The following is a 19,499-nucleotide window of genomic DNA, read 5'->3' on the forward strand; positions in this document are numbered from 1 at the left end:
TATTCAGGGCAGCCTTGAAGGCGCGTTCAGTATAGGGCAACAAATTACCAGAGTTCAGCGCCAGAAAAAGAGGGGGATTAAGCAGGACATTTCTGGTGATAAATAAGGCGAATTGGCGTTAGCTGCTTTTTTTAATTGCGCTTTTTTCGCTGGCTGGAATATTTGCGCAGGACGTTATAGCACAGCAGCATTTTTCACTTTTGCATTAAAAAATGGCACGGAATAGGAATAATCAGATTTTCCTGAAAGGGTTAAAATAGAAAGACAAATTTAATCAATTGCTTAGGTGGGTGAGGCGGACAAATCAGATCCATTTTTTATCAGATAAGCCCGCCACTTATGATGGCATCTTCCGATTTTCCTTAGGCCATTTTAAGAATTATCTAACCGCAGCGTGGCAGCAAAATCCGCTTATTTGCCACGGGGCAGTTCATCGGAGCAAAAAAAAGGCGGCATGTGCTGCCGCCTGATGAGCCTGAGCGTGAAATTAACGCCAGGATTTGTAGCGATTAATTAAGCCATTGGTGGAGCTATCGTGGCTGTTAATCTGCGCATCGTTTTCCAGCTCCGGTAGAATGCGGTTAGCCAGCTGTTTGCCCAGCTCAACGCCCCACTGATCGAAGGTGAAGATGTTGAGAATCGCGCCCTGAGTGAAGATCTTGTGCTCGTACAGCGCAATCAGCGCGCCGAGGCTGAACGGAGTGATTTCACGCAGCAGAATCGAGTTGGTCGGGCGGTTACCTTCAAACACCTTGAACGGCACGATATGCGCGACGGACTCCGCCGATTTACCGGCATCGGTAAACTCTTTCTCTACCACCTCGCGGGCTTTACCAAACGCCAGCGCTTCGGTCTGAGCAAAGAAGTTGGAAAGCAGCTTCTGGTGGTGATCGGCCAGCGCGTTGTGAGTCTGCGCCGGCGCAATGAAGTCGCATGGAATCAGCTTGGTGCCCTGATGGATCAGCTGATAAAACGCGTGCTGCCCGTTGGTGCCGGGTTCACCCCAGATAATCGGACCGGTCTGGTAATCCACCGGGTTGCCGTCGCGGTCGACGTACTTACCGTTGGACTCCATGTTGCCCTGCTGGAAGTAAGCGGCAAAACGGTGCATGTACTGGTCGTACGGCAGAATCGCTTCGGTTTCGGCACCAAAGAAGTTGTTGTACCAGATACCGATCAGCGCCAGCAGCACCGGCAGGTTTTGCTCCGCCGGCGTGTTCGCGAAGTGCTGGTCCATGGCATGCGCGCCGCTCAGCAGCTGTTCGAAGTTTTCGAAGCCGATGGACAGGATGATCGACAGACCGATGGCGGACCACAGTGAGTAGCGGCCGCCGACCCAGTCCCAGAACTCGAACATGTTGGCGGTATCAATACCAAATTCGCCGACCGCTTTCGCGTTGGTTGAGAGCGCGGCAAAGTGCTTCGCCACGTGCTGCTGATCGCCGGCGGTGTTCAGGAACCAGTCGCGCGCGCTATGGGCGTTGGTCATGGTTTCCTGCGTGGTAAAGGTTTTCGACGCCACGAGGAACAGCGTGGTTTCCGGGCTAAGCGGTTTCAGCGTTTCGGCAATGTGCGTGCCATCAACATTGGAAACAAAGTGCATGTTGAGGTGGTTTTTATACGGACGCAGCGCTTCGGTCACCATGAATGGGCCGAGGTCTGAACCGCCGATACCGATGTTCACCACGTCAGTAATCGGCTTGCCGGTGTAGCCTTTCCACTCGCCGCTGATGATGCGCTCTGAGAAGGCTTTCATCTTCGCCAGCACCGCGTTCACTTCCGGCATTACATCTTTGCCATCCACGAGGATCGGCGTATTGCTGCGGTTGCGCAGGGCCACGTGCAGCACGGCGCGATCTTCGGTGCGGTTAATCTTCTCACCGGAGAACATGGATTTGATGGCGCCCGCCAGATCGGTCTCTTTCGCCAGCGCCTGGAGTTTGTCGAGGGTTTCCTGGGTGATGCGGTTTTTTGAGAAATCCACCAGCATCTGATCATCAAAGGTGGCAGAGAATTTCGCAAAACGATCGGCATCCTGCGCAAACAGGTCGGCAATCTCTACCGATTTCATCTGATCAAAATGCTGCTGCAGCGCTTTCCAGGCTGCGGTTTGTGTCGGATTGATATTTTTCATGGCAACACTCTTGTTGATATAAGAACCGTCATTCCATCCGGGCGCATCCTGTCTGGCCCGGCATGCTGAGCATTTGTTACGGCTTGCACGCGTTTCAGTATGACCACAGTTGCAACTGAAAGGAAAAAATTTGTGACGCCAGCCGCAGCGTTTCAGGTAAATCCGGCGGCGATTGTCGGCCGGTTCGCCGCGCATTACTCTGCGCGGCATCAGCAAAACACCGGTTTTTTCGCACCGCTGACTACTTTAGGCGGCTGGCGGCTTCCGGGTTTGTTTAGCAATGCGCTGCATAAGTGTAAAAATGAATTTTCCCGGCGCCGCAAGGCTGGACAGCGGAACAATTAATCAGTATTTTGTGCGCGCGACTTGTACCTCCGGGTGCAAGCCAGAAGAGGCGCGTCGCCCAGGCAGTGTGTTTGAGGATCCGTATCCAGCGAGAACACATCAGGGGGTGCGACGCCGAGGTGGTGCAACACGCGGAGTGTTGTGCTGTCGGCTGCAGGGGCTGAATCCTCTGGGTTGTCACCAGAAGCGTCCGCAGTCGGACGTTTCGCAAGGTGAAGTGCTTTTGGTGACTCATCTCCTGATCTTGTCTGTCCAATTCTGCTCTTCTCTTGTGCCAAGGCTGTTACCCGATCTTCTCTTCCGCGAATGGGAGGAGATAACCTGACACGAGGTTTTGTTACATGTCTCAATCGTTGATCGTGGCAAAATTTGGCGGCACCAGCGTTGCCGATTTCGATGCCATGAACCGCAGCGCGGACGTCGTGCTGTCTGATGCCAATACCCGTCTGGTGGTGCTCTCTGCCTCGGCGGGCGTGACTAACCTGCTGGTTTCGCTGGCTGAAGGCCAGGAACTCGAGCAGCGCGCTTATCTGCTGGATCAAATCCGCACTATTCAATATGCCATCATCGATCGCCTGCAGTCGCCGGACGTCATCCGTCAGGAGATTGATCGCATGCTGGAGAACATCATCATGCTGGCGGAAGCGGCGGCATTAGCCCGTTCGACCGCGCTGACCGATGAGCTGGTGAGCCACGGCGAACTGATGTCGAGCCTGCTGTTCGTCGAGATCCTGCGCGAGCGCCAGGTGAATGCCGAGTGGTTTGACGTCCGCAAAGTGATGCGCACCAGCGACCGTTTTGGCCGCGCCGAGCCGGATGTGGCCGAGCTGAAAACGCTGGCAGCGGCTCAGCTGCAGCCGCGCACCGCAGAAGCGCTGGTGATCACGCAGGGCTTTATTGGCAGCGAAGGCAAAGGCCGCACCACCACGCTGGGCCGTGGCGGCAGCGATTACACCGCTGCGCTGCTCGGCGAAGCGCTGCAGGCGACGCGTGTGGATATCTGGACCGACGTGGCGGGCATCTACACCACTGACCCGCGTGTGGTGCCGCAGGCGAAACGCATCGAAGAGATCACCTTTGAAGAAGCGGCGGAGATGGCGATCTTCGGCGCGAAAGTGCTGCATCCGGCGACGCTGCTGCCGGCGGTGCGCAGTGATATTCCGGTGTTTGTCGGCTCCAGTAAAGATCCGGCTGCGGGCGGCACGCGCGTCTGCAACGAGACTAAAAATCCGCCGCTGTTCCGCGCGCTGGCACTGCGGCGCAAACAGACGCTGCTGACGCTGCACAGCCTGAACATGCTGCACGCGCACGGCTTCCTGGCGGAAGTGTTTGCTATCCTGGCGCGCCACAGTATTTCGGTTGATCTGGTTACCACCTCGGAAGTGAGCGTGGCGCTGACGCTGGATACCACCGGTTCGACCAGCACCGCCGACAGTCTGCTGACCCAGGCGCTGCTGACCGAGCTCTCATCCCTGTGCCGGGTGGAAGTGGAAGAGAATCTGGCGCTGGTGGCGATCATCGGCAACAACCTGTCGAAAGCCTGCGGCGTCGGCAAAGAGGTATTCGGCGCGCTGGAGCCGTTTAACCTGCGCATGATTTGCTACGGCGCAAGCAGCTACAACCTGTGCTTCCTGGTGCCAACGCCTGACGCGGAAGAGGTGGTGCGCGCGCTGCATAAGAATCTGTTCGAATCTTAATTGACGCGTAAGTCACCCGAAGCCGGACAATGTCCGGCTTTTTTTATCTCTGCTGTTCAGCCTGACGCTATTTCGGACAAATGCCAGCGGAATGCCCGTGTCTGCCCGGCGATCTTTAGCAGCCGATAGGCATTTTCTGTCGTCGGCCACGCTTATGATAATGAAATGTTATGATCCGGCGCAGGTCGCTGCGGTCGTTCCCCGCACGCCTTTTCATCTGTGGCAAAAAACCAATTAAGTAAAACGCTAAGGACATTTCTTCATGCTCGCCAAACTCACCCGCCTGTTTCCGCTCTGGGCCGTACTGCTGTCCGTTGCAGCCTATTATTCGCCGTCCACCTTCCTCGGCATCGGGCCGTGGGTAACCTACCTGCTGATGCTGATCATGTTCGGCATGGGCGTGACGCTCAACATTGACGATTTCAAACGCGTGCTGGTGCGTCCGGCACCGGTGATTGCCGGCACGTTCCTGCACTATCTGGTAATGCCGCTGGCGGCCTGGGCGCTGGCGAAACTGTTCCAGATGCCGCCGGATCTGGCCGCCGGGATGATTCTGGTCGGCAGCGTGGCCAGCGGGACAGCCTCGAACGTGATGATTTATCTGGCGAAGGGCGACGTGGCGCTGTCGGTGACCATCTCGTCGGTTTCGGCGCTGGTGGGCGTGTTCGCGACGCCGCTGCTGACGCGCTTCTACGTAGATACCCACATTCAGGTCGATGTGGTGGGCATGCTGCTCAGCATCGTCAAAATCGTGGTGATCCCGATTGGGCTTGGCCTGATTATTCACCACTCCATGAACAGCGTGGTGCGCCGCGTTGAGCCGTATCTGCCGGCGTTTTCGATGGTGTGTATTCTGCTGATCATTAGCGCGGTGGTCGCCGGTAGCCAGGGCTTTATCGGCTCGGTAGGGCTGATGGTGATCGCGGCGGTGATCCTGCACAACGCCATTGGGCTGCTCGGCGGCTACTGGGGTGGCAAGCTGTTTGGCTTTGACGAATCCACCTGCCGCACGCTGGCGCTGGAAGTCGGTATGCAGAACTCCGGACTGGCGGCCACGCTAGGCAAACTGTACTTCTCACCGCTGGCCGCACTGCCCGGCGCACTGTTCTCGGTGTGGCACAACCTGTCCGGTTCGCTGCTGGCGGGTTACTGGTCGGGTAAAACGATTGAGAAGAAGCAGAAATAACGGGGCATGCGTACCGGTGGTCATCAATGACGATCGGTTACGCACCATCGTCCTGTTGATGCCGGTGCGCATAAATGCGCACCCTACAAAAAACACGCGATAACCTTGCAGAGGGGCAATAAATGCGCCCTCTGCAAAACGTGCGATAACTTTGTAGGGGCGCCATTCATGGCGACCGTAAACGCTCAACGGTCAAGGGTTCCCCCATAAATGCGCCCTCTGTAAAAACGCGCAATAATCTTGTAGGGTCGCCATTCATGGCGACCGCAAACGCGAAACATTACAGTTTCAGGTAAACCCGAATCCCGTCCAGGAACATCTGCGTCGCCAGCATAATCAGGATCAAACCCATTAATCGCTCCAGCGCATTAACGCCTTTATCCCCCAGCAGGCGCAGGAACAGGCCGGACATCAGCAGAATCACCACCGTGACGCCCCAGGCAATCAGCAGGGCGCCGACCAGGTGCGTCATCTGGTTGGGATACTGATGTGACAGCAGCATCAGGGTGGCGAGCAGCGAGGGCCCGGCGACCAGCGGGATCGCCAGCGGCACCAGGAACGGCTCTTCGCCGGCGGGCAGGCCGCTGGTGCTGGTCTCGCCGGACGGAAAAATCATGCGAATGGCGATCAGAAACAGAATGATGCCGCCGGAAATCGACACCGTTTCGGTGCGCAGATTAAGAAACGCCAGGATGCGTTCACCGGCGAACAGGAACAGCAGCATCAGAATCAAGGCGATCAGCATCTCGCGCATCAGCACCACGCGGCGGCGCTTCGGCTCCAGGTGCTTCAGCACCGACATGAAAATCGGCAGGTTGCCCAGCGGGTCCATAATCAACAGCAACAATATGGTCGCGGATATCATTTCAGTCATCAGAGGTAAACCATCCCTTCAGGTCGGCCACAGCCGTTATAAGTTGTACTGCTGAAAAAGTTAGCGCAATCGAATTAATTCACTTGCCAGAAGTGCTGCATTTTGTAGAGTTGTGGGTCATAGGTAAACCTGATTATTACGCAGACTGGCGCATTGCTGGCGCTGGTCTTTTTTCGCACCACCCAGGCCCCGGCCCGAGTTCCTGAGACGGACAGAAAATGAAGAATGTAGGTTTTATTGGTTGGCGTGGCATGGTCGGCTCTGTGCTGATGTCACGTATGAGCGAAGAACGCGATTTCGATGTGATCAATCCGGTCTTCTTCTCCACTTCGCAACTGGGTCAGGCTGCGCCGACGTTTGGCGGTAAGTCGACCGGTGCGCTGCAGGATGCGTTTGATATTGAGGCGCTGAAGGCGCTGGATATCATCATCACCTGCCAGGGCGGCGATTATACCAGTGAAGTCTACCCGAAGCTGCGCGAGAGCGGCTGGCAGGGCTACTGGATTGATGCGGCCTCCACGCTGCGCATGAAAGATGACGCCATCATTATTCTCGATCCGGTCAACCATCAGGTGATTCGTCAGGGCCTCGACAGCGGCATCAAAACCTTTGTCGGCGGTAACTGCACCGTCAGCCTGATGCTGATGTCGCTGGGCGGACTGTTCGCTAACGATCTGGTCGAGTGGGCCTCCGTCGCGACGTATCAGGCGGCCTCCGGCGGCGGCGCGCGCCATATGCGCGAACTGTTGACCCAGATGGGCATGCTGCACGACCACGTTGCGACTTCGCTGCAAAATCCGGCCTCCGCCATTCTCGACATTGAGCGCAGCGTGACTGACTTTACCCGTTCCGGCACGCTGCCGACCGACAACTTCGGCGTACCGCTGGCCGGCAGCCTGATCCCGTGGATCGACAAGCAGCTGGACAACGGCCAGAGCCGCGAAGAATGGAAAGGCCAGGCGGAGACCAACAAAATTCTCTCGACCCGTCACACCATTCCGGTCGATGGCCTGTGCGTGCGCGTCGGCGCGTTGCGCTGCCACAGTCAGGCGTTCACGTTGAAGCTGAAGAAAGATGTGCCGCTGAACGAAATCGAACAGCTGCTGGCCGCGCACAACGAGTGGGTGAAAGTGGTGCCGAACGATCGCGACATCACCATGCGTGAACTGACGCCTGCTGCGGTGACCGGCACGCTGACCACGCCGGTGGGCCGTCTGCGTAAGCTGAACATGGGGCCGGAGTATCTGTCGGCCTTTACCGTCGGCGATCAGTTACTGTGGGGCGCTGCCGAACCGCTGCGTCGCATGCTGCGTTTGCTGATCGACTAAGCGCAGCGCGAATCCAGACAGGCCGGGGTTTCCCGGCCTTTTTTCTTTCCCCGGGAGTGCAAAACTTAACCCAAATTGCGCCCGACAAGTGATCAGCTTCCCCTTTTTGCTCGCCCGATAACAATTTTTTGCGTTCCACCCTGGCTTCTGCCAACCCCAAGCTATGATTTAACAGTGATGTGCCGGTTGTTAACTGTTTTTACTTTGCGAATGGAATAGTTGTTGTACACGGCCAGGATCTTTCCCACGGAGGGTGTCCTTCCTTGCTGCTGTATGTATGGCTCATGAAAAGCAGCGCACCTATAGCGACAATCCTGTCTCTCCGGTCGCCTGCGCAAAAAATCATAGGAAGAAAGTCATGTCAGAGCTTCCCGATCGCCATGCGATCAATGCCCTTTTCGCCGGGAATTATGCCGACCCCTTCTCAGTACTGGGGATGCACCAGACCACACAAGGTCTCGAAGTGCGTGCGCTGTTACCGGATGCATCCGAAGTCTGGGTGATTGAAACCAACACCGGCCGCAAATGCGCCCAGCTTAAATGTCTTGATTCGCGCGGCTTCTTCAGCGGCGTGATCCCGCGCCGTAAAAACCTGTTTCGCTACCAGCTGGCAGTCAACTGGCACGGCCAGCAAAACCTGATCGACGATGCCTACCGCTTTGGCCCGCTGCTGGCGGAGATGGATGCCTGGCTGCTGGCCGAAGGCACGCACCTGCGGCCGTATGAAACGCTCGGCGCGCACGGCACCACCATTGATGGCGTTGCCGGCACGCGCTTCGCCGTATGGGCCCCGAACGCGCAGCGCGTTTCGGTGGTAGGCGAGTTTAACTTCTGGGATGGCCGCCGCCATCCGATGCGTTTCCGCCGCGAGCTCGGCATCTGGGAGCTGTTTGTCCCCGGCGCGGTTAACGGCCAGCTGTACAAATTCGAGATCATTGATGCGCACGGTCAGATGCGCATCAAAGCCGATCCGTTCGCCTTCGAGGCGCAAATGCGCCCGCAGACCGCCTCGATGATTTGCGGCCTGCCGCCGAAGCTGGAGATGCAGCCACAGCGCAAAATCGCCAACGGCTTTGACCAGCCGATCTCCATTTACGAGGTGCATCTCGGTTCGTGGCGTCGCCACACCGACAACAATTTCTGGCTGAGTTACAAAGAGCTGGCCGAACAGCTGGTGCCCTATGTCAAAGAGATGGGGTTTACCCATATCGAACTGTTACCGATCAACGAGCATCCGTTCGACGGCAGCTGGGGCTATCAGCCACTCGGCATGTACGCGCCGACGCGCCGCTTCGGCACGCGCGATGAGTTTCGTCACTTTATCGCCGCTGCCCACGAGGCAGGTCTCAACGTGCTGCTCGACTGGGTGCCGGGCCATTTCCCCAGCGACGATTTTGGCCTCGCCAAATTCGACGGTACCGAGCTGTACGAGCACAGCGATCCGCGCGAAGGCTACCATCAGGACTGGAATACGCTGATCTACAACTTTGGCCGGCGCGAGGTCAGCAACTATCTCTCCGGCAATGCGCTGTACTGGATGGAGCGCTTTGGCATTGATGGCCTGCGCGTCGATGCGGTGGCGTCGATGATCTATCGCGACTACAGCCGCAAAGAGGGTGAGTGGGTGCCTAACCAATTTGGCGGCCGTGAAAACCTCGAAGCCATCGCCTTCCTGCGCCATACCAACCGCACGCTGGGCCGCGCCGCACCCGGCAGCATCAGCGTGGCGGAAGAGTCTACCGATTATCCCGGCGTGACGCGGCCATCCGAAGATGGTGGCCTGGGCTTCTGGTTCAAATGGAACCTCGGCTGGATGCACGACACCCTCGACTATATGAAGCTCGATCCGGTGCATCGCCGCTACCATCATCAGCTGATGACCTTCGGCATGCTGTACAACTACACGGAAAACTTCGTGCTGCCGCTGTCGCACGACGAAGTGGTACACGGCAAAAAGTCGATCCTCGACCGCATGCCGGGTGATACCTGGCAGAAATTTGCCAACCTGCGCGCCTATTACGGCTGGATGTGGGGCTTTCCCGGCAAAAAACTGCAGTTTATGGGCAACGAATTCGCTCAGGGGCGGGAATGGAACCACGACACCAGCCTCGACTGGCATCTGCTGGAGGGGCTGGATAACTGGCACCACGGCGTGCAGCGACTGGTACGTGACCTGAACCACAGCTATCGCCACTTTTCGCCGCTCTATCAGCTCGATTTCGATGCCAGCGGCTTCGAGTGGCTGGTGGTCGACGATCACGAAAACTCGGTCTTTGTATTTGTGCGCCGCGACCGCGAGGGCAACGAACTGATTGTCGCCAGTAACTTTACGCCGGTGCCGCGTCACAACTATCGCTTCGGCGTGAATCAGCGCGGCGGCTGGCGCGAAGTGCTGAACACCGACCAGCATGATTATCACGGCAGCGATCTGCGCAATCACGGTATCGTCCATACCGATGACATCGCCAGCCACGGGCGCGCGCAGTCGCTAAGCCTGACGCTGCCGCCACTCGCCACGCTGTGGCTGGTGCGGGAGGGCGATTGATGCTCCAGCCGGGCCAGCCGGTACCGCCGGGTGCCCATTATGACGGGCGCGGCGTCAACTTTACGCTGTTCTCGCGCCACGCGGAGCGGGTGGAGTTGTGCCTGTTTGATGAACAGGGGAGTGAACAACGCTTCCCTCTGCCGGCGCGCAGCGGTGACATCTGGCACGGCTATGTTCCGGCGCTAAAGCCGGGCCAGCGCTATGGCTACCGCGTGCATGGGCCGTGGCAGCCAGAGCGCGGTCATCGTTTCAATCCGGCCAAACTGCTGGTCGATCCCTGTGCCAAAGCGGTATGCGGCGCGGTGCCAGACGACGCGCGCCTGCTGGGTGGAGAGTGGCAGCAGGATGATGCCGACAGCGCTGGCGTTGCCCCCAAATCGCTGGTGATCGCCGACGATTTTGACTGGCAGGACGATTGTGCACCGCGCACGCCGTGGGGCAAGACGGTGATTTACGAGGCGCACGTACGCGGTCTGACGCAGCAGCATCCGGAAATTCCGGAAAGGCTACGCGGGACATATGCGGCGCTGGGGCATCCTGCTATGGTGAGCTATCTGCGCCGGCTGGGTATCACCGCGCTGGAGCTGCTGCCGATAGCCGCGTTTGCCAGCGAGCCGCGCCTGCAACGGCTCGGCCTGAGCAACTACTGGGGCTATAACCCGTTTGCGCTGTGGGCGCTGCATCCGCATTACGCGGCGGGTGAAGCGGGCCAGACGCCGCTGCAGGAGTTTCAGCAGGCGGTAAAAGCGCTGCACGCGGCGGGCATTGAAGTGATTCTGGACGTGGTGTTCAACCACAGCGCCGAACTGGAAGAGATTGGCCCGACACTGTCGCTGCGCGGCGTCGACAACGCCAGCTATTACTGGCTGGGCGATAACGGTGAATATCACAACTGGACCGGCTGCGGTAATACGCTGAACCTCAGCGATCCGCAGGTGCTTGACTGGGCGCTGGGCGCGCTGCGTTACTGGGTGCAAACCTGCCATGTTGACGGCTTTCGTTTCGATCTTGCCAGCGTGCTCGGGCGCACGCCGGATTATCGTCAGGATGCGCCGCTGTTTGTGGCCATGCAGGCCTGTCCGGTGCTGTCGCAGGTGAAACTGATCGCTGAACCCTGGGATATTGGGCCCGGCGGCTATCAGGTGGGCAACTTTCCGCCCGGCTTCGCCGAATGGAACGACCACTTTCGCGATACGGCGCGCCGCTACTGGCTGCACGGTGAGTTGAGTAACGGTGATTTTGCCCGCCGCTTTGCCGGCTCCAGCGATGTATTTCAGCGCGCGGCGCGTCTGCCGCACGCCAGCATTAATCTGATCACCGCGCACGACGGCTTCACGCTGCGTGACGTGGTGAGTTATAACCAGAAGCATAATCAGGCCAACGGCGAGGATAATCGCGACGGCAGCAGCAGTAATTTCAGCCATAACCATGGTTTTGAAGGGCTGCAGGGCAACTTCGATGTGGTCGAGCGGCGGCGGCGCAGCGTGCACGCGTTGCTGACCACGCTGCTGCTGGCGCAGGGCACGCCGATGCTGCTGGCCGGTGACGAACGCGGTCACAGCCAGCACGGCAACAATAATGCGTACTGTCAGGATAACCCGCTCACCTGGCTGAACTGGCAACAGGATGATTTTGGACTGGTCGACTTCACTGCCGCGTTAATCCGGCTGCGTCAGCGTATTCCCGCGCTGACGCAGGACAGCTGGTGGCAGGAGGGCGATGGCAACGTGCAGTGGTTGAATGCCAGCGGCAAACCACTGGAAAGGGATGAGTGGGAACAGGGGATGCACAGACTGCAGATCCTGCTCTCCGGCCGCTGGTTACTAACGATAAACGCCACGGATTCGGTGAGTGACCTTGCCTTACCAGACGGAGAATGGCGAGCCATTCCTCCTTTCGCCGGGGAAGATAACCCCATCCTGACAACTGTCTGGCACGGGCCCGCACACGGCGTGTGTGTGTTCCTAAAGCAATCATAAGGAGTCAGACATGGTGAAATTAGATAGAAACGACCCCCTGATGCTGGCGCGCCAGCTCCCTACACAGACGGTTGCCCTGATCCTTGCTGGCGGGCGCGGTACGCGCCTGAAAGATCTTACCGCTAAACGCGCCAAGCCTGCCGTGCACTTCGGCGGCAAGTTCCGCATCATCGACTTTGCGCTCTCCAACTGTATCAACTCCGGGATTCGGCGCATCGGCGTCATCACCCAATATCAGTCACATACGCTGACGCAGCACATTCAGCGCGGCTGGTCCTTGTTCAACGAAGAGATGAATGAGTTTGTCGATCTGCTGCCGGCGCAGCAGCGCGCCTCGACCGAACACTGGTATCGCGGTACCGCCGATGCGGTCACGCAGAATCTCGACATCATTCGCCGCTACAACGCGCAGTACATCGTGATTCTCGCCGGGGATCACATCTACAAAATGGATTACTCGCGCATGCTGCTCGACCACGCCGATCGTGGCGCCAAGTGCACCATCGCCTGTCTGCCCGTACCGCTGCATGAGGCCACCGCGTTTGGCGTGATGGCAGTCGATGCGGACAACAATGTAATCGATTTCGTTGAGAAACCGGCGCAGCCGCCGTCCATGCCGGGCGACGACAGCAAAGCGCTGGCCAGCATGGGCATTTACGTGTTCAACGCCGATTACCTCTATGAGCTGCTGGAGGAGGATTTACAGATCGCCGACTCGAGCCACGATTTCGGTAAAGATCTGCTGCCGAAGATCGTCGCCAGCGGCGAAGCCTACGCGCACTCCTTCACGCTGTCGTGCGTACAGAACGACGAAAACGCGGAACCTTACTGGCGCGACGTCGGTACGCTGGAAGCTTACTGGCGCGCCAACCTCGATCTGGCCTCGGTGACGCCCGAACTCGATATGTATGACCACGAATGGCCGATTCGTACCCACATGGAGCCGCTGCCGCCGGCCAAATTTGTCCAGGATCGATCCGGCAGTCACGGCATGACCATGAACTCGCTGGTCTCCGGCGGCTGCATTATCTCCGGCTCGGTGGTGGTGAATTCGGTGCTGTTCCCGCGCGTGCGCGTTAACTCGTTTTGCAATATTGATTCGGCGGTGCTGCTGCCCGATGTGGTTATCGGGCGATCGTGCCGTTTGCGTCGCTGCGTCATAGACCGTGCCTGCGTCATTCCGGAAGGCATGGTGATTGGCGAAAATCCGGATGAGGATAGTCGCCGTTTTTACCGTTCAGAAGAGGGCATCGTACTGGTGACGCGCGCCATGCTGGCCAAATTGGCCGCTGCGGGTCAGTAAGTGACGAAAGGCAAAGAACATTGCCGCGTGGAACGCGGGCGATAACACAATAGGGGTTCAGGATGCAGGTTTTACATGTCTGTTCAGAGCTTTTCCCGCTGCTAAAAACCGGCGGACTGGCTGATGTCGTCGGCGCATTGCCTCAGGCACAAATTGCCGAAGGTATGGACACGCGGGTGCTGATTCCGGCGTTTCCGGATCTGCGTAAAGGGATTCCTGATACCGAAGTGGTGGCGGAGCTGCAAACCTTTGCCGGGCCGGTCCGCTTGCTGTTTGGGCCCTTCAACGGCGTGGGGATATATTTGATTGATGCGCCGGGACTGTACGATCGTCCCGGCAGCCCGTACCACGATACGTCGCAGTTTGCCTATGTCGATAACTACCTGCGCTTTGCGCTGCTCGGCTGGATGGCGGCCGAGCTGGCCAGCGGGCTGGATACTTACTGGCAGCCGGACATCGTGCACGCGCACGACTGGCACGCCGGTCTGGCTCCGGCCTATATCGCCGCACGCGGACGTCCGGCGAAAACGGTGTTTACCGTGCATAACCTGGCGTATCAGGGGCTGTTTTCCGCGCGGCATCTGGACGAAATCCAGATCCCGCGCGCCTATTTTGAAATGCACGGGCTGGAATTCTACGGCCAGATTTCTTACCTAAAGGCCGGCCTGTTTTATGCCGATCATATAACTGCCGTCAGCCCGACCTATGCGCTGGAGATCACCCGGCCGGAGTTCGGCTACGGCATGGAAGCGCTGCTGGAGCAGCGGCTGCGCGAAGGACGGCTGAGCGGTATTCTCAACGGGGTCGATCCCGGCATCTGGGATCCGGCACACGACCTGCTGCTGACCGCCCGCTACGACCGCGACACGCTGGAGAGCAAAGCGGAGAATAAACGTCAGCTGCAGATTGCCATGGGGCTGAAGGTCGATGACAAAGTGCCGGTGTTCTGCGTTATCAGCCGTTTAACCAAACAGAAAGGGCTGGATCTGGTGCTGGAAGCGCTGCCGGGACTGCTGGCACAGGGCGGGCAACTGGTGCTGCTGGGCCAGGGCGATGCGGAACTGCAGCAGGGCTTCCTCGCCGCAGCTGCTGAGCATCCGGGCAGCGTCGGCGTGCAAATTGGTTATCACGAAGCGTTCTCGCACCGCATTGTCGGTGGTGCGGACGTCATTATGGTGCCCAGCCGTTTCGAACCGTGCGGTCTGACGCAGTTGTACGGCCTGAAATATGGCACGCTGCCGCTGGTCAGGCGCACCGGTGGACTGGCGGATACCGTACAGGACAGCTCGCTGGAAAACCTCGCCGACGGCGTAGCCAGCGGTTTCAGCTTCGAAGACAGCAATGCCTGGTCACTGCTGCGCGCGATTCGTCGTGCTTTTGTTTTATGGTCCCGTCCTTCACTCTGGCGTTATGTTCAGCGCCAGGCGATGGGGATGGATTTTAGTTGGCAGGTGGCAGCACAAGCCTACCGCGATCTTTATCAACGCTTGCTGTAATGAGAGATTGGGATACCGCATATGAACGCACCTTTCACCTATGCCTCACCCACGCTGACGGTTGACGCCCTCAAGCACTCAATCGCCTATAAGCTGATGTTTACCATTGGTAAAGATCCGTCGATCGCCAACAAGCATGAGTGGCTGAACGCCGCGCTGCTGGCGGTACGCGATCGCATGGTGGAGCGCTGGCTGCGCTCCAGCCGTGCGCAACTGTCGCAGGATGTGCGCCAGGTTTATTACCTGTCGATGGAGTTCCTGATGGGGCGCACGCTGGGCAATGCCTTGCTGGCGATGGGTATCTATGACGATCTCAACCAGGCGCTGGATGAGATGGGACTCGACCTCAGCGAGCTGATGGAAGAAGAGAACGATCCCGGGCTCGGCAACGGCGGTCTTGGCCGGCTGGCGGCCTGCTTCCTCGACTCGCTGGCCACGCTGGGCCTGCCCGGACGCGGCTACGGCATTCGCTACGATTACGGCATGTTCAAACAGAACATCGTTGACGGCCAGCAGCGTGAATCGCCGGATTACTGGCTGGAGTACGGCAACCCGTGGGAGTTCCAGCGCTTTAACACCCGCTACAAAGTGCGTTTTGGCGGGCGGTTGCAGCATGAAGGCAGCCGGGTGCGCTGGGTTGAGACCGAAGAGATCGTAGCAATGGCCTACGATCAGATCATCCCTGGCTTCGACACCGATGCCACCAACACGCTGCGGCTGTGGGGCGCGCAGGCCAGTAACGAAATCAACCTCGGCAAGTTTAATCAGGGCGATTACTTCGCGGCGGTGGAAGATAAAAACCACTCGGAGAACGTGTCGCGCGTGCTCTATCCCGACGACTCGACCTACTCCGGGCGCGAGCTACGCCTGCGCCAGGAGTATTTTCTCGTCTCCGCCACGGTGCAGGATATCCTCAATCGCCACTGGCAGATGCATGAAACCTGGGACAACCTGGCCGACAAAATTGCCATCCACCTCAACGATACCCATCCGGTGCTGGCGATTCCCGAGCTGATGCGCCTGCTGATTGATGAGCACAAGTTTACCTGGGACGACGCCTTTGAAGTCACCTGCCAGGTGTTCTCGTACACCAACCATACGCTGATGAGCGAAGCGCTGGAGACCTGGCCGGTGGACATGATCGGCAAGATCCTGCCGCGTCACCTCAGCATCATCTTCGAAATCAATGACTACTTCCTGAAGACCATTCAGGACTACTATCCGGATGACTGGGATCTGATGGCGCGCATCTCGATCATCGACGAAAACGATGGTCGCCGCATCCGCATGGCGTGGCTGGCGGTGGTGGTTAGCCACAAGGTCAACGGCGTGTCGGAGCTGCACTCTAATCTGATGGTGCAGTCGCTGTTCGCCGATTTTGCCCGTCTGTTCCCTGGGCGCTTCTGCAATAAAACCAACGGCGTGACGCCGCGCCGCTGGCTGGCGCTGGCCAATCCGGCCTTGTCAGAGGTGCTGGATGACGCCATTGGCCGCACCTGGCGTACCGATCTGGCTCAGCTGAGCGAGCTGGTGCCGCACATTGACTATCCGGCGTTTATTGAACAGATCGCCGATGCCAAGTTCGCCAACAAAAAGCGCCTCGCGGAGTGGGTGGCGAAGAATATGGATATCGTGCTGGATCCGCAGGCGCTGTTCGACGTGCAGATCAAGCGTATTCACGAATACAAACGTCAGCTGCTGAACGTGCTGCACGTCATCACGCGTTACAACCGTATCAAAGCCGATCCGACCGCGGAGTGGGTGCCGCGCGTCAATATCTTCGCCGGGAAAGCGGCGTCGGCCTATTACGTCGCCAAGCACATCATTCACCTGATCAACGATGTCGCCAACGTGATCAACAACGATCCGCAGGTGAAGAACAAGCTGAAGGTGGTATTTATCCCTAACTACGGCGTCAGCCTGGCGCAGATCATCATTCCGGCGGCGGATCTCTCCGAGCAGATCTCTACCGCCGGCACCGAAGCCTCCGGCACCAGTAACATGAAGTTTGCGCTAAACGGCGCGCTGACCATCGGTACGCTGGACGGGGCCAACGTGGAGATGCGCGAGCACGTCGGCGCAGAGAATATCTTTATCTTCGGCAACACCACGCCGCAGGTGGAGAAGCTGCGCACTGAGGGCTATAACCCGCGCAAATACTATGAAGAGGATGCGGAACTGCACCAGGCGCTGACGCAAATCGCCAGCGGCGTCTTCAGCCCGCAGGAGCCAGGGCGCTACCGTAACCTGTTCGACGCGCTGGTCAACTTTGGCGATCACTATCAGCTGCTGGCGGATTACCGCAGTTATGTGGATACCCAGGATAAGGTGGATAAGCTCTATCGCCAGCCGGAAGAGTGGCAGCGGCGTGCGGCGCTGAACATCGCCAATATGGGCTATTTCTCCGCCGACCGTACCATTCAGGAGTACGCGGATGAGATCTGGCATATTTCGCCGGTGAGGTTATAAAAAAGGTCGCCATGAATGGCGACCCTACAAAATATGGCCCGATGCGCATTGATGCGCATCGGGTACAATCCCACAACCGTTGCCGTTTGTCACAGGGTGCGCATTAATGCGCAACGGGCACAATCCCGCAATTGTTGCCGTTTGTCACAGGGTGCGCATTAATGCGCACCTGGCACAATCTCACAACCGCTGCTGTTTGTCGTAGGGTGCGCATTAATGCGCACCTGGTAACGTCTTACTTCAGGGTAATGCTCTTCACAATCGCATCGGCATCGCTCTGCGCCTGCTGCTGATTGTCGGCGGGCAGGGTGATCTGCAGCGTCAGCAGTTTACCGTCCACCTTCGCCAGAATAACCGAGGACCAGGAGGTCTGGTTATTGGCGGAAATCACCGTATCCAGCTGCTGTGCCGGCTGGTCTTTCAGCGTCACCGCTTTATTCGACACCACCTGCAGCTGCGGATCGCGGTTGCGCTGCTGCTGCTCCAGACGCTGAGCCAGCGCATCCAGTCCTTCACTGGTCGGGTCGCCCGCAATCACGATAATTGCGCGCTGGCCGGTTTCATCGGCATACACGTGCATATTGGTGGATTCCGAACCCAGCTTGCCGCTCTTATCTGACATGCCTGCTGGCAGGCTGAAACTCAGCTTACCGTCCATCAGGTTTACTGTCTGTGCTGACTGACTGGCGCTGGCGCCGTTGCTGTTTGCCGCCGTGTCGTCTTTCTTCTGATCACACGCCGCCAGGCCTAACACCAGCAGGCCGATGCCCGCATATTTCACTAAGTTACGCATTCTTATCCCTTCGTAAGGTTTCCATCAGCCGTTATCAAAACGGAATCGGTGCTTAAAAGCAATCAGCGCTTTGTCAGGAAATCTTAGCGTGCCGTGGCGTTTCGTCTACGTTCAATTAGCCGAAATTCATCTGGCGCTGAGCCGAACGTTCCGCCAGACGCTTAAGTGCCGCATTAAGCAGAACACCGTAAGCAGGCAGGAAGAAAATCATGCAGATCAGCACTTTGAAGCTGTAATCCACCAGTGCGATCTCCACCCAGTGGCTGGCCATGAACGGGTCCGGACTCTTATAAAAGGCGATAAAGAAGAAGGCCAGCGTATCGCTGATATTGCCGAGGAACATGGCACAGGCAGGCGCAATCCACCACTGCGGCAGTTTACGCAGGCGGTTAAACACGTGCACATCAAGGATCTGCCCCAGCGCATAGGCCATAAAGCTGGCGCAGGCGATACGCGCCACGAACAGATTGACCTCCTGCAGCGAGGCCCAGCCCTGCCACGCGCCCTGATAAAACACACACGACACGATGTAGGAGATAAACAGCGCCGGAATCATCACCGCAAGGATAATGCGCCGTGCCAGCGGTGCGCCAAAAATACGCACGGTGAGATCGGTGGCGAGAAAAATAAACGGGAAGCTAAACGCACCCCAGGTGGTGTGGAAGCCGAAAATCGCGACCGGCAGCTGCACCAGATAGTTACTGGAGGTAATCACCAGCAGGTGAAACAGCGATAGCCAGAATAGCGCATGCATGCGCTGACGAGCAGAGAAGTTGATCATAAAGGCCTTTTTTTAAAAATGGGGTGAGGGAACCCATCCTCTTCATACTTCAGGTTTTATGTGCGTTGGCTGCGCCTGCTCACCCCAGTCACTTACTTCAGTAAGCTCCTGGGGTGAGCAGGCTTGCCGCCTTCCTAAAACCTGAATTATTTTGAGGAATTGGCAGTAACATTAAAAAATCGGACGGCATCTTAGCGTGTTGCGCAACAAATGCAATGGTTAATTTTAGCGCAATCGTTCTCGCCTTGCGCGCGCGCTGTAGCGCGTTAGAATGAGCGCCCACCCTGAATAAAGACAGAGAATCATGAGCGATCCTTTTTCCGCTGCGGACCATACGCTTGATGCGCTTGGGCTGCGCTGCCCGGAGCCGGTGATGATGGTGCGCAAAACCGTGCGTACCATGCAGGCGGGCGAAACGTTGCTGATCATCGCCGACGATCCGGCGACCACGCGTGATATTCCCGGCTTCTGCCGCTTTATGGAGCATCAGCTGCTGGCACAGCAGACCGAGAGCCTGCCGTACCAGTATCTGATCCAGAAAGGCGCGGATGCCTGATCGCGGAATCCGC

The 19,499-nt window shown here is 58.0% G+C and carries 14 protein-coding genes and 1 riboswitch; of the genes, 10 read left to right on the plus strand and 4 right to left on the minus strand.

Annotated elements, in window-relative coordinates:
• Nucleotides 1–487 precede the first annotated feature (487 nt).
• Nucleotides 488–2,134, minus strand: coding sequence for a glucose-6-phosphate isomerase (gene pgi / locus F3J41_RS19950; protein WP_021508030.1), 1,647 nt, complete (start codon nt 2,132–2,134; stop codon nt 488–490).
• Between the two features lie 99 nt (nt 2,135–2,233).
• Between pgi and F3J41_RS19955 the strand changes: the two genes are divergently transcribed.
• From F3J41_RS19955 to panS, 3 genes are all read left to right on the plus strand, one after another.
• Nucleotides 2,234–2,479 carry a hypothetical protein gene (locus F3J41_RS19955; protein WP_125309290.1) on the plus strand — a complete coding sequence of 82 codons (246 nt, stop codon included), beginning with the start codon at nt 2,234–2,236 and terminating at the stop codon, nt 2,477–2,479.
• 36 nt (nt 2,480–2,515) lie between these two features.
• A riboswitch (Lysine riboswitch) is annotated at nt 2,516–2,710 on the plus strand.
• Nucleotides 2,711–2,820: 110 nt separating this feature from the next.
• Nucleotides 2,821–4,176 carry a lysine-sensitive aspartokinase 3 gene (gene lysC / locus F3J41_RS19960; RefSeq protein ID WP_021508028.1) on the plus strand — a complete coding sequence of 452 codons (1,356 nt, stop codon included), beginning with the start codon at nt 2,821–2,823 and terminating at the stop codon, nt 4,174–4,176.
• A gap of 262 nt (nt 4,177–4,438) precedes the next feature.
• Nucleotides 4,439–5,362 carry a ketopantoate/pantoate/pantothenate transporter PanS gene (gene panS, locus F3J41_RS19965; protein ID WP_021508027.1) on the plus strand — a complete coding sequence of 308 codons (924 nt, stop codon included), beginning with the start codon at nt 4,439–4,441 and terminating at the stop codon, nt 5,360–5,362.
• 280 nt (nt 5,363–5,642) lie between these two features.
• On the opposite strand, the gene F3J41_RS19970 is transcribed toward panS, so the two are convergent.
• Nucleotides 5,643–6,236 (minus strand): YhgN family NAAT transporter, encoded by a 594-nt coding sequence (locus F3J41_RS19970; protein ID WP_031279795.1) that lies wholly within the window; start codon nt 6,234–6,236, stop codon nt 5,643–5,645.
• Between the two features lie 218 nt (nt 6,237–6,454).
• On the opposite strand from F3J41_RS19970, the gene asd reads away from it, so the two are divergent.
• The 6 genes from asd (at nt 6,455) to glgP (ending at nt 17,356) form a co-directional block, all read left to right on the plus strand.
• A complete protein-coding gene (gene asd, locus F3J41_RS19975) occupies nt 6,455–7,564 on the plus strand; it encodes an aspartate-semialdehyde dehydrogenase (protein ID WP_059009874.1) in 1,110 nt (369 codons plus the stop codon).
• 358 nt (nt 7,565–7,922) lie between these two features.
• Nucleotides 7,923–10,109 (plus strand): 1,4-alpha-glucan branching enzyme, encoded by a 2,187-nt coding sequence (gene glgB / locus F3J41_RS19980; protein ID WP_058757592.1) that lies wholly within the window; start codon nt 7,923–7,925, stop codon nt 10,107–10,109.
• Complete coding sequence (gene glgX / locus F3J41_RS19985; protein ID WP_141496147.1) at nt 10,109–12,088, plus strand: glycogen debranching protein GlgX; 1,980 nt, start codon at nt 10,109–10,111, stop codon at nt 12,086–12,088. The genes glgB and glgX overlap by 1 nt, the downstream gene beginning before the upstream one ends.
• Before the next feature lie 10 nt (nt 12,089–12,098).
• Nucleotides 12,099–13,391 carry a glucose-1-phosphate adenylyltransferase gene (gene glgC / locus F3J41_RS19990; RefSeq protein WP_058757590.1) on the plus strand — a complete coding sequence of 431 codons (1,293 nt, stop codon included), beginning with the start codon at nt 12,099–12,101 and terminating at the stop codon, nt 13,389–13,391.
• 62 nt (nt 13,392–13,453) lie between these two features.
• Nucleotides 13,454–14,887 (plus strand): glycogen synthase GlgA, encoded by a 1,434-nt coding sequence (gene glgA / locus F3J41_RS19995; RefSeq protein ID WP_058757589.1) that lies wholly within the window; start codon nt 13,454–13,456, stop codon nt 14,885–14,887.
• Between the two features lie 21 nt (nt 14,888–14,908).
• Nucleotides 14,909–17,356, plus strand: a complete 2,448-nt coding sequence (glgP, locus tag F3J41_RS20000; protein ID WP_058769996.1) for a glycogen phosphorylase — start codon at nt 14,909–14,911, stop codon at nt 17,354–17,356.
• 235 nt (nt 17,357–17,591) lie between these two features.
• Here the strand turns inward: glgP and F3J41_RS20005 are convergent, their stop codons facing one another.
• Nucleotides 17,592–18,149, minus strand: a complete 558-nt coding sequence (locus F3J41_RS20005) for a DcrB family lipoprotein (protein ID WP_021508019.1) — start codon at nt 18,147–18,149, stop codon at nt 17,592–17,594.
• 115 nt (nt 18,150–18,264) lie between these two features.
• Nucleotides 18,265–18,930, minus strand: a complete 666-nt coding sequence (locus F3J41_RS20010) for a 7-cyano-7-deazaguanine/7-aminomethyl-7-deazaguanine transporter (protein WP_166712200.1) — start codon at nt 18,928–18,930, stop codon at nt 18,265–18,267.
• 304 nt (nt 18,931–19,234) lie between these two features.
• On the opposite strand from F3J41_RS20010, the gene tusA reads away from it, so the two are divergent.
• The gene (gene tusA / locus F3J41_RS20015) at nt 19,235–19,486 is read left to right on the plus strand and encodes a sulfurtransferase TusA (protein ID WP_021508017.1); all 252 of its coding nucleotides are present in this window, start codon (nt 19,235–19,237) and stop codon (nt 19,484–19,486) included.
• Nucleotides 19,487–19,499 lie beyond the last annotated feature (13 nt).

It is taken from the genome of Pantoea sp. Ap-870, from assembly GCF_011752515.1.
Classification (GTDB): Bacteria; Pseudomonadota; Gammaproteobacteria; order Enterobacterales; family Enterobacteriaceae; genus Pantoea; species Pantoea dispersa.

What these genes read in the sequence shown, in the direction of transcription:
- F3J41_RS20010 (WP_166712200.1), bottom strand. Translation starts at nt 18,930, where the DNA reads ATGATCAACTTCTCTGCTCGTCAGCGCATGCATGCGCTATTCTGGCTA.
- glgX (WP_141496147.1), top strand. Translation starts at nt 10,109, where the DNA reads ATGCTCCAGCCGGGCCAGCCGGTACCGCCGGGTGCCCATTATGACGGG.
- panS (WP_021508027.1), top strand. Translation starts at nt 4,439, where the DNA reads ATGCTCGCCAAACTCACCCGCCTGTTTCCGCTCTGGGCCGTACTGCTG.
- F3J41_RS20005 (WP_021508019.1), bottom strand. Translation starts at nt 18,149, where the DNA reads ATGCGTAACTTAGTGAAATATGCGGGCATCGGCCTGCTGGTGTTAGGC.
- F3J41_RS19955 (WP_125309290.1), top strand. Translation starts at nt 2,234, where the DNA reads ATGACCACAGTTGCAACTGAAAGGAAAAAATTTGTGACGCCAGCCGCA.
- pgi (WP_021508030.1), bottom strand. Translation starts at nt 2,134, where the DNA reads ATGAAAAATATCAATCCGACACAAACCGCAGCCTGGAAAGCGCTGCAG.
- F3J41_RS19970 (WP_031279795.1), bottom strand. Translation starts at nt 6,236, where the DNA reads ATGACTGAAATGATATCCGCGACCATATTGTTGCTGTTGATTATGGAC.
- asd (WP_059009874.1), top strand. Translation starts at nt 6,455, where the DNA reads ATGAAGAATGTAGGTTTTATTGGTTGGCGTGGCATGGTCGGCTCTGTG.
- glgA (WP_058757589.1), top strand. Translation starts at nt 13,454, where the DNA reads ATGCAGGTTTTACATGTCTGTTCAGAGCTTTTCCCGCTGCTAAAAACC.
- glgC (WP_058757590.1), top strand. Translation starts at nt 12,099, where the DNA reads ATGGTGAAATTAGATAGAAACGACCCCCTGATGCTGGCGCGCCAGCTC.
- lysC (WP_021508028.1), top strand. Translation starts at nt 2,821, where the DNA reads ATGTCTCAATCGTTGATCGTGGCAAAATTTGGCGGCACCAGCGTTGCC.
- glgB (WP_058757592.1), top strand. Translation starts at nt 7,923, where the DNA reads ATGTCAGAGCTTCCCGATCGCCATGCGATCAATGCCCTTTTCGCCGGG.
- glgP (WP_058769996.1), top strand. Translation starts at nt 14,909, where the DNA reads ATGAACGCACCTTTCACCTATGCCTCACCCACGCTGACGGTTGACGCC.
- tusA (WP_021508017.1), top strand. Translation starts at nt 19,235, where the DNA reads ATGAGCGATCCTTTTTCCGCTGCGGACCATACGCTTGATGCGCTTGGG.